Source organism: Myxococcus vastator, from assembly GCF_010894475.1.
GTDB lineage: Bacteria > Myxococcota > Myxococcia > Myxococcales > Myxococcaceae > Myxococcus > Myxococcus vastator.
This window is the reverse complement of record NZ_JAAIYB010000044.1, coordinates 17,102-31,660: the sequence shown is the minus strand read 5'-3', so window position 1 is coordinate 31,660 and position 14,559 is coordinate 17,102. Positions and strand designations below refer to the sequence as shown.

Sequence of the window (14,559 nt, the reverse complement as noted above, 5' to 3'; positions counted from 1 at the left end):
CCTCTACCGTTGGTGGCCGGGGAAGGGGGCGCTGGTGCTCGACGCGTTCTCCGAGTGGGTGAGCCAGGCGCCCCGCATGAGCCGGCGCAAGCCCTCCCTGTCCTCGACGCTGGTGGAGCTCTGCCGGGGGGCCGCGGAGGCGGCGCCCGTGCTGCGGGCGCTGATGGCGGAGGCGCAATTCGACGAGGACCTCCACCGGCGGCTCATTGCCCAGCTGGTGCGCCCCCGAGGTGACGAGCTCCGGGCGTGCCTGGCCGACCGCCGGCCCGCAGACCGGGAGCTCGTGGTCAACGTGCTCTCCGGCCTGGTGTGGCAGCGCCTCATGCTCCAGGAGCCGCTGGACGCACGCTTCGTGCGCTTCGCGCTGCGGGTGGTTCAGCGCATCTGAGGCAGGCAGCACTGTGGGGGGCCCACCGGGGAGGCGTGGAACGCGGTGGCGACTCGCGGTCCTCCTGTGTTAGCTAGCCCGGAGCCACTTGACGCTCCGATGGCGGCCGCGACAGCTCGTTGCGACCGTAGGGTGTCCTCGGGTGGCTTTGCCAGGCGTGCGCCTCCCGAGCCTTCACCACGTTGTTGCTGGAGGCCTACATGTCCTCGTCCGAACTTCCCGTCCTCGAGTTCGTCCTCTCGAACTACAAGAACTTCAACGCGCGCGCGACGCGCGATGCGCTCCTGTCCTACTGGGAGCACGTGTCGAATGGTGGCCGGATGTTCTGGAGCGTCGCGGGCGCGATGTCGTCGGCGCAGCTCGGCATCACGCTCGCGCCGGCCATCCGGGCGGGGCTGATTCATGGCCTGTCGGTGACGGGCGCCAACCTCGAGGAGTCGCTCTTCCGGCTCGTCGCGCACACGGCGTACAAGGACTTCCCCGAGTACCGCTACTTCACCAAGCAGGACGACACGAAAATCCTCGAGCAGCGGATGCGCCGGGTCACCGACACGAGCATCCCCGAGGACGAGGCGTTCCGCGCGGTGGAGAAGATTGTCGTCCCGATGTGGAAGAACGCGAGCGAGAAGGGCGAGCGCCGCTTCTGGCACGAGTACTTCTACGAGTTCATCCAGGTGCTCGACCCCTCCGTGTACGAGGGTGACCCGGAGGCCTGCTGGCTGCTGGCGGCGGCGCGCCAGCGTCTGCCCATCGTGGTTCCTGGCTATGAGGATTCGACGTTCGGCAACATCTTCGCGTCCTACGTGAAGACGGGCGACTGCAACGCGAGCATCGTCAAGTCTGGCATTGAGTACATGGCCGACTTCTACGACCGCTACGAGGAGCTGTCCGAGGGCCGGGGTGTCGGCTTCTTCCAGATTGGCGGCGGCATCGCCGGTGACTTCCCCATCTGCGTCGTTCCGTCGATCAAGTACGACCTGCAGAAGCCGGTGAAGCCGTGGGCCTACTTCTGCCAGATCAGCGACTCGACGACGTCCTACGGCTCGTACTCGGGCGCGACGCCCAATGAGAAGATCACCTGGGACAAGCTGACCGAGACGACGCCGATGTTCGTCATCGAGTCGGATGCCACCATTGTCGCGCCGCTGATGCTCAGCGCCTTGCTCGAGTGCAAGCGCCATCCGGAAGCGGCGAACGCGCTCATCGCCCGGCACCAGCGCTAGGCGTCGCCGTGTGCGGGGCGGAGAGCACACCGCCCCGCGTTGCAAGTAGGCTGGTGAACGGACGAGCGAGCGTGTCCGGATTCGGGCGCTCCAGCGCCCGCGCGTCGCACTAGAATCACCTCATGAAATTTCTCGGTGAACTGGACGCGTCCTCGCTCGCGCGGACGCAGCGGTGCAACCGCCGCCTCACGGACCCGAACCGGTTGCACGCAATCCGGGAGACCGGGTTGATGGACACGCCCCAGGAAGACGCCTTTGATCGGCTCGCTCGCCTGGCGGCACAGCTCCTTGATGTCCCCCTGACCATCATGTCCCTGGTGGACGCGGACCGGCAGTTCTTCAAGGCGGACTTCGGTCTGCCGTCCCCCTTCCGAGAGACCCGGCAGCTCCCGATTGACGCTTCGCTGTGCCGCTACACGCTCGAGGGAGAGCCCATCATCTCCTCGAACGCGCCCGCCGACCCGTTCCTGAAGTTCCATCCGTCAACGGGGCCCTGGGGCATCGTCGCCCTCATCGTGCTTCCGTTGATCAACCCGGAGGGGCACGTGCTGGGGACCTTCTGCTGCATCCAGCCCCAGGTGCGCGAGTGGAGCTCACAGGACCTCACGGTGATGCAGGAGTTGACGGCGTCCATCATGACGGAAATCAACCTTCGCAATCAGATCCAGAAGCTGAAGGTCGAGCAGAACCTCCGGGACACGTTCGTCGCGGCGCTGACCCATGACCTCCGCACGCCCCTGACGGCGGCGAAGATGGGCGTGCAAATGCTGGGGCGGCGCCATGCGGACCTCCCGAGCGTCCAGACCTCCGTGGCCCGGGTGAGCGGGAGCCTGGACCGCGCGGAGCGCATGATTCAGAACCTGCTGGACGCAAGCCGCATCAAGGCCGGAAAGCGGGTGGCGCTGGAGCTGGGGGCGTGTGACTTCCACACCCTCACGGCCCAGGCCCTGGACGAGCTCTCGGCCGTCTATCCGGAGCGCTTCGTCCTGAAGGCGGAGGGCGTGTTCAAGATGCAGGCGGATCCGCTCGCGCTGCGCCGCATCGTGGAGAACCTGGCCTCCAACGCGGCGAAGTACGGCGCGCCGGGCACTCCGGTTGAAGTCGTGCTCGACCGGAACGAGCACCACGTGGTGCTCCAGGTGCGCAACCAGGGCGCCCCCATCGCCCCGGGCGAATTGCAGACCATCTTCGAGCCGTTTCACCGCACGAGGTCCGCGACGGAGAGCGCCGAGAAGGGATGGGGGCTCGGACTGCCCCTCGTGAGGGGCATCGCCGAAGCGCATGGCGGCAAGGCCACCGTGACGAGCTCCGCCGAGGAGGGGACCTGCTTCACCATCACCCTTCCGCTGGACGCGGCCTCGGCGCAGCGGCGCTCGGCCTGAGGCGTGGGCGCAACGCACCTATTCGGGCGCGCCTTGTTCAATCCACGTGAAGATCAAATCGATGTCCTCATCCGGGAGAGGCGGGAAGCCCAGGGGCATGCCCGTCACGGACGGATGGGCGTGCCCGTCCAGCTCCGCGTGGCGGGCGACCAGGCTGGCCACCAGCCGGGGCGTACCATCCTCCATCCGGTCCGGGAGCCCGCGAAACCGACCGTCCCGTTTGATGCCACGGAGGATGCCTGCTCGCGTGGCCAGGTCGAGCGAGACGCCGTCATAGCCAAAGCCACCGGTGTTGCCCGGTCCCTGGTCTCCGGCCCTCCTGCTGTCGGAGTGACAGTGGTAGCAGAGGTGGCGCGTGAGCTTCCGCGCGACTTCTGGATAGCGCACCTCCCGCTCGAGCAGGCGGGGCTTGTACGGGGGCCCTGGCCCGGCCGCCACCTCCGCCGCGGGCTCGCGCAGGAAGGCCGCCAGGTCCTCGACCTCCCGCGGGGTGAACGGGAAGGTGGGCATCTCCGTGTCGGGGAGGATGCTGTGGGGCGCGCGCAGCCAGCGCCGCAGCTGCGCGAGTGACATGCGGCTGCGCACATACCGCAGGTCCGGGGCTCGCCTCCGGGCCGAGGGGGCGCGGAACTCCGGCGCTCCGTAGCGCAGGGCCGCGAGCGGGGCGTCACCCAGGTAGTGACAGCTCGCGCACGCGTTCTTTTCGTAGAGCGCCCGGCCCGCCGCCGCGTCACCGCGTGGGGGCTCTTCGGACTCCTCCTCGGTCACCGCGAGGAAGTCGGCGATGCGCTCGGCGTCCTTCGGGCCAATCTTCATTCGGGGCATGGTGGCGCCGTAGAGCGGCCTCACCATGTGCGGCGCCTGGAGCCAGGCGATGAGCCAGCTCCGCTTGACTCGCTGGCCCAACGAGCGGAGGTCTGGGGTCCTCATCAGGTGCGTGAGGTGTTCCTTCCACCGCTGGACTTCTGCCTCCTGGTACCAGGGGTCCAGCCGCCCGGCGGTGATGGCCTGGTGGCAGGTCACGCAGTTCTCGCTCAGCGGCGCCGACGCCGGTTCAATGCCAGGCACCACGTGGCACCGATTGCATTGGAAATGCTCCACCGCCTCTCGTGGCGTCTCGGGCGCTCGCTTCGTGGGCGCCAGGACCTTCGTGGGGAGGCGCAGGGCCAGCACGTCGGCGTCGCGGACCAGCACGAAGCCTCCTCCGGCCGTGGCCACCAGGATTGCGACGCCAGCCAGGTAGCTCAGCGGAAGGGAGCGCAGGTCCACGGTGGGAGGCACCTGGCTGGGTCAGTAGGCGTGTGAGGGGAATATCTGCACGGACCTCTCGCAGAGGTTGGGGAGGACGAACACATCGCGGGCAATCCCCATCCCCGTCGCCAGCAGGAGCGATGAGAGCACCAGACTCACGAGGGCGCCTCGTTTCCTGTCACGGAACAGTCGTCTTCCAGGGCCTTGGAAGAACGCGGACTGCAGGACGAAGAGCACGACGGGGCTGGCCACCAGCGCCAACAACATGGGGCGGCTCACCCTGCACAGGTGGAAGTCCTGCGCCTCGAAGTTGAGGAACGGTCCGCCGGCCAGAATCGCGGCGAGCAACACGATGAACGCGGCTCCGACGAGGAGGAAGAAGGCCCGCCGGAACATGGACGGCCTGGGCTGTGGCTCCGTGGAGGGCCGCAGGTCATGGGTGAGGATGACGCGGTTCAGGAACACCGCGCCAAAGGACCAGAGGCCCATGTCGACCCAGAAGGACTGGGAGAAGTCCCTGATGGTGGCGTCCATCGCGTTGATGCAGGCGAGCATCCGGCGAGCGTAGCAGGGGCGCACCAGGAGTACGAGGAGGGCCGTTTCGGCCTCACATGCGCTCGCCAGGCAATTGGCTGGCCTGCTTCACCCAGGCGGTGAACTGGGCCTCGTCGAGCGGTTCGTCCTCGCGGATATCGAGGTAGCGCGTGTCCTGGCTCTTGGACGCACCGGGTGGGATGGGGCGCAGCGACGTGCCACGGAAGAAGGCCACCTTGATGTACTTCGCGAAGCAGTGGATGCCCAGGAACCAGCCTTGGCCCTCGACTCCGTACATGGGCGAGTTCCATTTGACGGCCTTGCTCACGCCCGGGAGGGTGCGCTCGATGAGCGCGTCGAGGCGGTGCCCGACGTCGCGCTTCCAGCCCGGCATGGCCTCGATGTAGGCCCGGACGGGGGCGTCGCCGGAGCCCTTCGCAATTTGCGGATTGCCGCCAGAGAGGAGGGTTGGCTTGGCGGACGCGGCGGGGCGTTTGCGCCTGGCGGGCTTCTTTCCGCCAGACGTATTGAGCGCGACGGCCGCGCGGATGAGCGCCTTGAACGCCTTCGCGTCAAGCTTCTCACCTTCGTGAAGGTCAATGGCGCGCCTGACATTCCCATCAAGGCTGGCGTTGAAGAGCCCCGCGGGGTCTTTCAAGGACGCGCCCTTGAAGAAGGTCAGCTTCACGGCCGCCTTGTAGGCCTCTCCCGTGCAGATGCCCCCGTCGTGGGCCCACACCGGGGTGCCCCGCCACTTCCACTCCTCCACGACCTCTGGGTCGGCCTCCTGGATGAGGGCACGCACCCGGGCGAGTGTGTCGCCGCGCCAGTCACCCAGTTCGGTAATCCGCTCGCTGATGCGCTGCGAGGCCGACTCGCCATCTGTCTTGGTTTGACGCTTCATCTTCCTACCTTCCGGTGGGCGCCCAGGCCGGCAACAGTCCGCGAACGGTGCCGGCGGGTGGTTCGCATCCACCCCTGGCTACCAGGAGTGGGGTCAGGATGCCGGCCGTATATGGCCAGCGCAACCACCGACGTCGGTGTCGGCGCGGGAACCCGCGGGTCGGCGAGGGAGCGGCGATAGCGCACCCACCTCGCCGACTCGCACCGCGCCCGGGCGTCAGCTGGACTTTCGGATGCAGATCTTCTTCAGGGTCGCCGCGTAGGTGTTCTCCAGCGCCTTGTCGCTCTTCTTGTCGCCGACCTGGACGGTGTATTTCAGCTCGTACTCCGCCTTCATCATGTTGAAGCGGACACTGCCCGTGTACGTTTTTCCCTTCGGGTCCGAGGCGGACTCGCCCGTGTGCATGGCCACGCTCCGCGCCCAGGCCCACTTGCCCGCATCGCAGCCGGGATGTCGGGAGAGGCTCTTGTTGGTCTCTCCATAGGGCGAGTAGTCCACGTAGCAGCTCCCGTTCCGGGGGCGGAAGTGGATGCGGCAGTCGACCGTGATGCCGTGGCCCGTATTCAGGGCGTCATTGTTGCGGATGGCGACGCAGTCCGTCGCGGCGTGTTCGCTCTCGGCCTTGATCTTCATGTACTTCTTCTGAAGGCTCGCCTGTCCCTTGGCGGGCAGGTCCTCGCAATCCGAGGCGAAGGCCGGGCTGACGGCGAGGCACATGACCGCGGTGGCCACGAAGACGGGTTTCATGATTTCGCGCTCCCCTTGGGTCGATTCCCCATGTGTTCACGGCGCCCTCATGGGCGACCGTGTCGACCTGCCCCCACCATCGCGTTGAGATGTTGAGGGAGTGTGGAGCTGCTTTCGCCCGCGGAGGTGCACCTCTCCAATTGACCCCCACCGCCACCACTGATAGGAGGTTATGGTATTGAGAATGAGTATCAATATCGACATTGTCCCCATGCTCGCGCTCTTGGCCATGCTGTCGAATGGCGTCGCGCGAGCGCAGGATGCGAGCGAGCCCCCGGCGCGGACGAGCTCCGCATCCCCCTCCAGCGGGGTCGTCCCTCCGGTGCTGCTGGCCCAGCCAGAGGCGGTTTATCCGCCCGACGCCCTCGCCGCGGGGGTGGAAGGCGCGGTGAAGCTCCTCCTGACGCTTGATGCGGAGGGACGCGTCACACGCGCGGAGGTGGTCGAGGGACTTGGGCACGGGCTCGACGAGGCGGCCGTGCGCGCGCTCGAGGACGCGCGCTTCTCCCCGGCGATGCAGGACGGCAGCCCCGTGTCCTGCCAGTTCGAGTTCATCCACCACTTCGTCCTCGCGCGTCCTCCCGAGGTCGCGCCGGCGGGCGCCGAGGAGGTCGCCCAGGCCACGTCCGACACGCCCTCGGCGGAGCCGGCCGCGCAGCCCTCCGAGGCGCCAGCGTCTCCCGCGCCCCCCGGCTTCACCTCGGTCGTGCGCGCCAGGTCGACCGAAGCCCGCACCCTGGTGCGTGGCTCGGAGGCGGTGGACGTCGTCGAATTGGAGAAGGCCCATGAGCGCGCCGAGGACCTCGCGGAGGTGCTGACGCGGGCCTCCGCCGTGCAGGTCCAGCGGACGGGGGGAATGGGGAGCCGGACCCAGCTCTCGCTCGGGGGCCTCTCCGGCGACCAGGTGCGAGTCCTCCTCGACGGCGTCCCCATCGAGTATTCGCCCTATGTCTACGGGCTCGGGAGTGTTCCGGTCTCCCTCATCCGGCAGCTCGAGGTCTTCAACGGCGTGGTCCCGGTGCGGCTCGCGACGGACGCGCTGGGAGGTGCCATCCACCTGCGCTCCGGCCTCGCGTCTCCCGAAACCGGCGCGTCCCTTTCGCTCCAGGGCGGGTCCTTCGGGAGCTACCGCGGTACCGGCAGGCTGACGTGGCGAGCCAACGAGCACGTCTTCATGCGGGCCGCGGGGTTCCACGACCGCGCGCAGAACGACTACGTCGTCACCGTCCCTGTCGATGACCCGGAGACGGGGCGCGTCTCGCCGCGCGCCCTGCGCCGCAACCACGACGCCTATCGGGGCACCGGAGGCGAATTCGAGGTGGGCTTCGAGGCGCTGCCGGGCGTCGACCGGCTCGTCCTCAATGGCTACCTCGGCCGCTACGACAAGGACGTCCCGCACGACCAGTACATGATTCAGCCCTATGGCGCGGTCACCTCCGCACAGGAGAGCTGGGGGCTCGGGCTGCGCTACGAGGTGTCGCCTCACGAGCGGCTGAAGGTGCTCGCCATCGCCGGGTACAACCAGCGCGTGGGCGAGCTCCTCGACGCCTCCGACTGTCTATACGACTGGTACGGAGCCTGCCGTGCGACGCGGGCGAGAGCCGGGGAGATTGGCTCGACGCCGCTGGAGAATACCCAGACGCGCCAGACGTTGTTCGGGCGCGTGCGGCTCCTCGGGACGCTGCTTGACCCGGAGGACCTCGAGGTCTCGCTCGGCGTCGATGACAGCGACCGAAGCGGCGAGAACGCCTACCTCACCCGTCTGCAGCAGGAGGACCCCCTCCGGGTGCCGCTCGCGCTCACGTCGTCCTTCGGAGGGCTCTCCCATCGTCAGCAGCTCTGGGGCGGCCGGCTGGAGAACACCGTGTTCGTGAAGGGCTACCTGCAGCGCTTCGCCTCGGGGACGCGGCAGGAGTCCGCGGAGCGCCGGTGGGCCGGAGGCTTCGGTGACACGTTGCGCTTCAGTCTGACGCGGGGGCTGCTCTTCAAGGCGTCCTATGAGCGGACCACGCGGATGCCGAGGGTGGACGAGCTCTTCGGTGATGGGGGACTGCTCGTGGAGAACTCGGCGCTCGTCCCCGAGTCGAGTCACAACGCCAACCTGGGCGTGGAGCTCCTCCCCCTCGTCACGTCCGTTGGCCGCTTCGGTGCCAACGCGGTCGCGGGCGTCCGAGACGTCGAGAACCTCATCCAGCTCTTCCCCGGCGACGCCACGCAGGCCTACGAGAACGTGGACCACGCCCGCTCCTTCTCGGCGCACGCAGGACTGGACTGGGCCTCACCCGGCGACTGGGTGGGGCTCACCGGCACCGTCACCTGGCTCCACTTCCGCAACCTCGCGCAGGACGGCCAGTTCGCTCGCTTTCACGGGGACCGCATGCCCAACATCCCCTGGCTCCAGGCCTCCGCGACCGCACGGTTCCAGAAGCGTCAGCTCTTGAGCTCCGTGGATGCCCTCGGCCTGGAGTGGACGACCCGCTTCGTCGAGTCGTTCTACCGCTCCTGGGAGAGCGCCGGGCGGGGGGGCGACAAGGCGCGGGTGCCCACCCAGGTGCTGCACTTCGCCGCGCTCACCTACCGCTCCCAGTTCGAGGGACGCGCCTACTCCTTCTCCTTCAATCTCCAGAATCTCACCGACGCTCCCGCCTTCGACATCGTCGGTGTCCAGAAGCCGGGCCGCGCGTTCACCGCACGCGCCACGGTTGACCTCTAAGCGCGCGATGCGGCGCTTCGAGTCCCTCGCAGGACCTCTCCGCTCAAAGGAAGCCCGATGAAGCTGAAAACCGCACTCCTGACCCTCGCCGTGTTCGCCACCGCCTGCTCGGATTCGGAGGACCCGAAGCCTCCGGACGCCGGAACCACCGAGCCGCTCTACGTCGCCATCACCCAGGTCGCCATCGCCGGTGGAAACACCCAGAGCTACCTGGTGACGTTGGAGGACATCGAGGAGGAGCAGACCGTCGGGATTGGCGACGCGGTCGAGCTTCCCGCGGACTCGTACATCGCCGCCGGTCTTCCTGGCACCGGCAAGTTCATCGTCAGCAGCTCGCGGGTGCCGACGGTGACTCCGTACACCCTCAACGCGGACGGCTCGCTCGTGGCCAGTGAGGCGCTTTCGTTCACCAGCCAGGGCGTCGCCGCGGTCAATGGCTATCAGTCCCAGCACTACTTCGTCAGCGAGACGAAGGCCTATTACTTCGACCACGTGAACTACAAGCTGGTCATCTGGAATCCCCAGGACCTCTCCATCATCAGCTCCAAGGACCTGACGTCCCAGCTCAAGGACGGCGACTTCACGTTCCGCTATTCGCAGAGCCTGGCCGTCACCGCTGGCGACGACGTCATCATCGCCGGTGGCTGGCACGCCGCGGACGTGAGGACGGTTCCGGCGAAGACGGCGCTGGTCATCGTGGATACGCGGACGGACGAGGTGACCGTCAAGGTCGACAATCGCTGCGGCTGGGCGCGCGACGGCGTCAAGCACACGGATGGGAAGATCTATTACGCCACCGAGCCCCTGGGCAGCGGCGCGCACTTCGTGTCGCCCGGGACCACCGACGCGCCCTGCATGGTCCGCTTCGACCCCGCGACCGGCGAGTTCGATGACTGGTTCACCACGCTGGATGCCTTCGTCGCCCCCGGGACGGAGGGAGACATCGCCGGCATGCTGCTGCCTGGCGCGCCCGGCAAGGGCTACCTGCGGGTGATGAACAAGGCCACCGCGCAGGCCGCCTGGGACGCCGCGGTGGCCGCCGAGCGGCCGTTCAACGGGCAGAGCGCCGCCGTGGGCGCCTGGTGGAGCCTGTGGGAGGTCACCCTGGGCGACGCGCCGACCGCGACGCCCGTCGTCCGGGACGACCTCGTGCCCACCAACGGCCGCAGCATCCCGCAGAACCCCGGTGAGCTCCTGGTGCTGCCGGAGTTCATCAATGACAACGCCCAGACGCGCTTCCGCCTGATGAGCCCTGAGTCGGGCCTTGGGGACGCGAAGACGGTCGTCGAGGGCCAGGTGCGCGGCCTCCTCCGGATCCGCTAGCCGTCCGGAGCCCCCGCCGCGCATGAGCGGGGGCTCCGCTTCCTCTGTCCTCACCAGGTCTCCCGCCATGAGCCTCTTCCTGATGCGCCTCCCCATGCTCCTCGCGGCGGGTCTGCTGACCGCCAGTTGTTCCGCGGGGCCGGTGCCACGCGCCGCGCCGGTGGATGGGACTCCGGTGACGCTCCCGGACACCTTCCAGTTCGAGCTCGACTCGACCCACACGGGACGGACCCACCGGGTGTACGTGGCGGTTCCCGAGGGCGCAGCGCCCGCCGCCGGCCATCCGGTCATCTACCTCCTGGATGGCGGTGCACACTTTCCCACCCTGGAGCGTCTCACGCGCGTCCTCCCCAGGCTCGCGCGGGGCTTCGGCGTCGCGGCGGCACCGCCGGTCATCGTCGGGCTGACCTACGCGGGAGCCCCGGCCCACCACGACCAGGCACGCGGCGAGGACTACACGCCGCCCGCTCCGAATCTCTCGGACACGGGGGACCGGTTCTCGAAGAAGCAGGGCGGGGCGGATCGCTTCCTGGACTTCCTGAAGAAGGAACTCGAGCCGGCACTTGCATCGAGATGGTCCATCGACGGCTCGCGCACCGCGCTGATGGGCCACTCCTACGGAGGGCTCCTGGTGCTGCATGCGCTCTTCACGAGGCCCACGTCCTTTGACACCTTCATCGCGGGGAGCCCGTCCATCTGGTGGAACGACCGCTACGTGCTCACGGAGAAGAAGGCCTTCCTGGAGCAGTACACGAGGACGCCGGTGAAGGCGCGCGTGCTGCTCACGGTAGGGGGGCTCGAGCAGAAGCCGCGCAAGAGCGCGGGAGCGCGGGGCATGTTCGCCGCTGAGCGGCGGATGGTCGACAATACCCGCGAGCTCGCCGCGGAGCTCGCGGCAATGGGCGGCGGCGATTTCGAGGTCCAGTACCTGGAGTTTCCCGGCGATGACCACTACAGCGCCTGGCTCCCCATGCTGAACCGGGGGCTGCTCTTCTTCTCCGCGCCCGCGCTGCTTCCGGGCGCCGACTGAGCCGCTCGCGGGCCCCGGCCCCTTCGCCTGGGCCTGGTGCCGCGGCAGCGTGTCCAGCGCGAGCACGGAGCGGTGCGCGCTGGCGGCCGCCTCGTCCAGTCGGGCCCACACCTGGGTGAAGAGGTCGCCGTCGCCCGCGGGCATCGTCACCAGCGGCGCGGCTGCTCCACGGTGCCCGGCTGGAAGAGCGCTCGCCCTTCGGCGCTCAGTTCTTCGCGCGGCGTGAGCTCCGGCCGCTCCACAGCCGGAGCGTGGCGAGCAGGCTCAGCACCGTCAGTCCTCCTCCGGCCTGGGTGCAACCCTTCTTGGCGTCGACCGGTTCCGGAAGCGGTTCCTCGTTCACAGGCCCTCCGTCAACCTCGGTGCCACCATCCGCGCATCCGCTCCCCCAGTGGGTTCCCGCGCTCGTGACCTGCGCCGCGCAGCCCAGTTCGAAGTCCACGCTTACGGGGGGAAGCGTGAGGTCCGCGTGTTCCAGCGTCGCCTTGAGCGTGGCCCGGTGTCTTCCGGGCGGGAGGCTGTCGATTGGCGGCCGTTGGTAGGAATCAGCGCAGCCCACGTAATCACAGAACGTGAAGAGGAAGAGCAGTTGCCGGTTGTTTTCGTAGCGCCGCAGCTCGAGGTTCTCCTCCCCGGTGGACGTCAGCCCGCTGTGCTTTGCGTACGACCAGGGCTCGCCGTCCACTTCCACCGTCCAATGCACCCACGGGAGGAATGGCAGCAGCTCGGGTGACGGCGTGAAGCGGAGCACGGTGAAGTTCCCGTTCACCTGCCTGGTGCCGCAGCTCGAATCCCCGTACACGTTGAAGATGTCCTGGCCCGGCGTGTCGGCCGTCAGGGTGCCGGTGGTCGTGGGCAGGGGGCGTGCGGGGCCGGCGGTGAAGGTCACGGATTCGGTCTGGGTCGGCTGGAACTGACAGACACCCTTCGCCTCGATGCGGTACGTGGTGCCTGGCTCCAGCGGTGCATCCGGGACCAGGACCTGCGTCTGATGCGCGCCCGCCGTGACGGTCGCGGGCACCTGCGTTCCATCTGGCAGCAGCAGCCGGACGGTGGTGGGGTCCACGTTCTCCAGCAGCGGCGGCACCGTCACCAGTCCGGGGACGTTCGCGGGCACTACACCGCCGTCCTCGGGGAGGGGAAAGCGCACCCCCACCATGCAGTTGGGCGCGACACAGGCGCGCGCCGACGTGGGAACGAGCGCTCCCATTCCAAAGAGGAACATCCCAACCATGCTCCACTTCCGCGTGTGTCCGTGCATGCCTCATTAGACACCGAACCCCGGGGATTGGGCATGGCGCCTCGCGGCACGCAAGGGCCCACGCGCTGTCGAACCCGTACACGCACACACCCAGCGCGACCAGTCGTGATACCGGCCCAGAACGACGTCCACTTCGGCTTCCCCGTCAGCCAGGTAGGACGGCGACTGCTTCGACTTCGAAGAGCATCCCGTCCAGCGCCAGCCGAGGGACGGGAATCAGCGTACAGGTCGGCTTCATGCCGCCGTTCCAGGCCGCGTCCAGCTCGGGGCCGATGATTCGAAGCTTCTCCTCCGTGTGGTCCACCACGAGCATCGTGAGCTTGGCGACATCTCCGACGCCGGCCCCCACGGACTCAAGGGCCGTGCGGATGTTCTGCAGCGCCTGTCGCACCTGGAGTCGGAAGTCGGGCTCAAGCGCCCCGGTCTCAATTTCCCCACCTTGCCCCGCCAGGTAGATGAGCCGGGTGCCGGGGGCTACCTGCGCCACGTGTGAGAAGCCGTAGGGTGCCGGGTCGAACAGTCCCTTGGGGTTCGTCAGGACCAACGGCGGCGTCTTCGAGGGTTCAGCGGTCTGTCCCATGATTCACCTGTCTTGATTCTGGAGGCTGCGTATCCGAGTCCGGCCCCGGATATGCGAGCGTGCTGCTGTCGGTTCAACTCAATCAGGACGAGGTATGTCCGGGGCCTGTGACACGCTTGTTGAGGTGCCTGCCCCGAATTCCTTCGCTGCTCGAGGAGCGCGTCGCATGACCCCAGGAGTCTCCATCGTCGCCGATGACACCCTGAGCTGGGGACTGGAGACCCTTGGTCCAGGACTGCTGCTGCGCGTGCCCTCCACGGGCCGCTGGGCACGGCGGCCCTCGGTGCATCTGGACGCCGCTCCGGGCTATCGGATCCGGTTGCGCGGCGGGGGACAGACGCTGCTCTGGACCCGCATCGATTCCTACTGGGACCGCGCGGTCTTCGTTCGGGGAACGGCCACCGCTCCCCAGGTCCTGCCGCCGCTGTCCGCACCCAGGGGCCGGGCCGTGGAGGACTCACCCGGCTCCGAGGCTTGGTGGGAGGCGTGGAATTGGCGGGTGGCGCGTGCGCTCGTGGAGGCGCCCCTGCCAGTGCTCCACGCAGGCCACTGGTGTCTGCACCCCGTGCGCGCCATCGCTGCGGAGAAGGCGGAGCGGCACCCTGTCTCCCCCATGGAGTGGGGCTTCGGTCAGCCTCCGCTGCCACCGCACTCGCTGGCCGCCATGGCTCAGTACCTGTTCGCGTGGACGGAGGACTGGTGGGAGTCGCTGCCGGAACAGCGACCGGGCGCCGTGCTCGGGCTGCGCGCGCTCTCCGCTCCCGAGGATGGGCGCGTGAAGAGCTGGCGAAAGCGTGCGAGGGACAGGACATTGCCGCCCGTGCTGCTGCTCTTCGTGGACATCCTGGCGAAGTGGGTGGTGCTGGATGGCCATGACCGGCTGCACGCCGCGCTGCTCGAAGGCGTGCAGCCTCCGCTGATGGGCTTGTGGCCGTTCATAGACCGGCCTCGTCCCGGGAATGCCGTCCGCGAGGAGGGCGCTCTGTTCAGCGCGGAGTTCCAACTGCGCGCCGGAGCGACGCCGGAGATTGTCGACCGCGTCAACCGCATGCTGCTGCTCAACTTCACCTCAGAACCGAGGGGAACCGTCTCACGCGCCTGGCCGCTCCCGGGCGGACTGGAGGCGTGGCGCGAGGAGGTCTCCACCCGGCGCCGCAGGGGCCAGCTCCCGCTCCTGGACGACTCTGACTGGGGCTGGCTCACTTAGCGCTCCGAACGAGGCC

At 68.3% G+C, this 14,559-nt stretch carries 13 protein-coding genes and 1 pseudogene; 7 read left to right on the top strand and 7 right to left on the bottom strand.

Annotation, left to right across the window (positions count from 1 at the left end; genetic code table 11):
- The 3 genes from G4D87_RS07215 to G4D87_RS07205 all read left to right on the top strand — a co-directional run.
- Nucleotides 1-388: TetR-like C-terminal domain-containing protein (locus G4D87_RS07215; protein WP_163780279.1), on the top strand; the 388-nt coding region annotated here is incomplete at its 5' end.
- 200 nt (nucleotides 389-588) lie between these two features.
- Nucleotides 589-1,611: a deoxyhypusine synthase family protein gene (locus G4D87_RS07210; protein WP_163780277.1), complete on the top strand. Its 1,023-nt coding sequence runs from the start codon at nucleotides 589-591 to the stop codon at nucleotides 1,609-1,611.
- Between the two features lie 122 nt (nucleotides 1,612-1,733).
- The gene (locus tag G4D87_RS07205) at nucleotides 1,734-2,993 is read left to right on the top strand and encodes a GAF domain-containing sensor histidine kinase (RefSeq protein ID WP_163780275.1); all 1,260 of its coding nucleotides are present in this window, start codon (nucleotides 1,734-1,736) and stop codon (nucleotides 2,991-2,993) included.
- An 18-nt stretch (nucleotides 2,994-3,011) separates the two neighbouring features.
- Here G4D87_RS07205 and G4D87_RS07200 read toward each other — a convergent pair whose 3' ends face one another.
- The 5 genes and pseudogenes from G4D87_RS07200 to G4D87_RS07185 form a co-directional block, all read right to left on the bottom strand.
- A complete protein-coding gene (locus G4D87_RS07200; protein WP_163780273.1) occupies nucleotides 3,012-4,262 on the bottom strand; it encodes a c-type cytochrome in 1,251 nt (416 codons plus the stop codon).
- A gap of 21 nt (nucleotides 4,263-4,283) precedes the next feature.
- Nucleotides 4,284-4,823, bottom strand: coding sequence for a hypothetical protein (locus G4D87_RS07195; protein ID WP_163780271.1), 540 nt, complete (start codon nucleotides 4,821-4,823; stop codon nucleotides 4,284-4,286).
- A 28-nt stretch (nucleotides 4,824-4,851) separates the two neighbouring features.
- Nucleotides 4,852-5,172, bottom strand: a complete 321-nt coding sequence (locus G4D87_RS39240; RefSeq protein ID WP_240358078.1) for a DUF1801 domain-containing protein — start codon at nucleotides 5,170-5,172, stop codon at nucleotides 4,852-4,854.
- A gap of 90 nt (nucleotides 5,173-5,262) precedes the next feature.
- A pseudogene (locus tag G4D87_RS39235) lies at nucleotides 5,263-5,682 on the bottom strand (DUF1801 domain-containing protein); the annotation flags it as partial.
- Between the two features lie 216 nt (nucleotides 5,683-5,898).
- Nucleotides 5,899-6,429, bottom strand: a complete 531-nt coding sequence (locus tag G4D87_RS07185) for a hypothetical protein (RefSeq protein ID WP_240358076.1) — start codon at nucleotides 6,427-6,429, stop codon at nucleotides 5,899-5,901.
- A gap of 211 nt (nucleotides 6,430-6,640) precedes the next feature.
- On the opposite strand from G4D87_RS07185, the gene mxcH reads away from it, so the two are divergent.
- From mxcH to G4D87_RS07170, 3 genes are all read left to right on the top strand, one after another.
- Entirely contained in the window at nucleotides 6,641-9,142 is a 2,502-nt protein-coding gene (gene mxcH / locus G4D87_RS07180) for a TonB-dependent siderophore myxochelin receptor MxcH (protein WP_240358075.1), read from the top strand.
- A 57-nt stretch (nucleotides 9,143-9,199) separates the two neighbouring features.
- Entirely contained in the window at nucleotides 9,200-10,465 is a 1,266-nt protein-coding gene (locus tag G4D87_RS07175) for a DUF4374 domain-containing protein (RefSeq protein WP_163780265.1), read from the top strand.
- A gap of 67 nt (nucleotides 10,466-10,532) precedes the next feature.
- On the top strand, nucleotides 10,533-11,495 hold the full coding sequence (locus G4D87_RS07170) for an alpha/beta hydrolase (protein WP_240358074.1): 963 nt from the start codon (nucleotides 10,533-10,535) through the stop codon (nucleotides 11,493-11,495).
- A 205-nt stretch (nucleotides 11,496-11,700) separates the two neighbouring features.
- Here G4D87_RS07170 and G4D87_RS07165 read toward each other — a convergent pair whose 3' ends face one another.
- Together G4D87_RS07165 and G4D87_RS07160 are read right to left on the bottom strand one after the other, a co-directional pair.
- Nucleotides 11,701-12,720 carry a hypothetical protein gene (locus tag G4D87_RS07165; protein ID WP_240358073.1) on the bottom strand — a complete coding sequence of 340 codons (1,020 nt, stop codon included), beginning with the start codon at nucleotides 12,718-12,720 and terminating at the stop codon, nucleotides 11,701-11,703.
- 181 nt (nucleotides 12,721-12,901) lie between these two features.
- A complete protein-coding gene (locus G4D87_RS07160; protein ID WP_163780260.1) occupies nucleotides 12,902-13,336 on the bottom strand; it encodes a RidA family protein in 435 nt (144 codons plus the stop codon).
- 166 nt (nucleotides 13,337-13,502) lie between these two features.
- On the opposite strand from G4D87_RS07160, the gene G4D87_RS07155 reads away from it, so the two are divergent.
- Nucleotides 13,503-14,543 carry a hypothetical protein gene (locus tag G4D87_RS07155; protein ID WP_163780258.1) on the top strand — a complete coding sequence of 347 codons (1,041 nt, stop codon included), beginning with the start codon at nucleotides 13,503-13,505 and terminating at the stop codon, nucleotides 14,541-14,543.
- Nucleotides 14,544-14,559 lie beyond the last annotated feature (16 nt).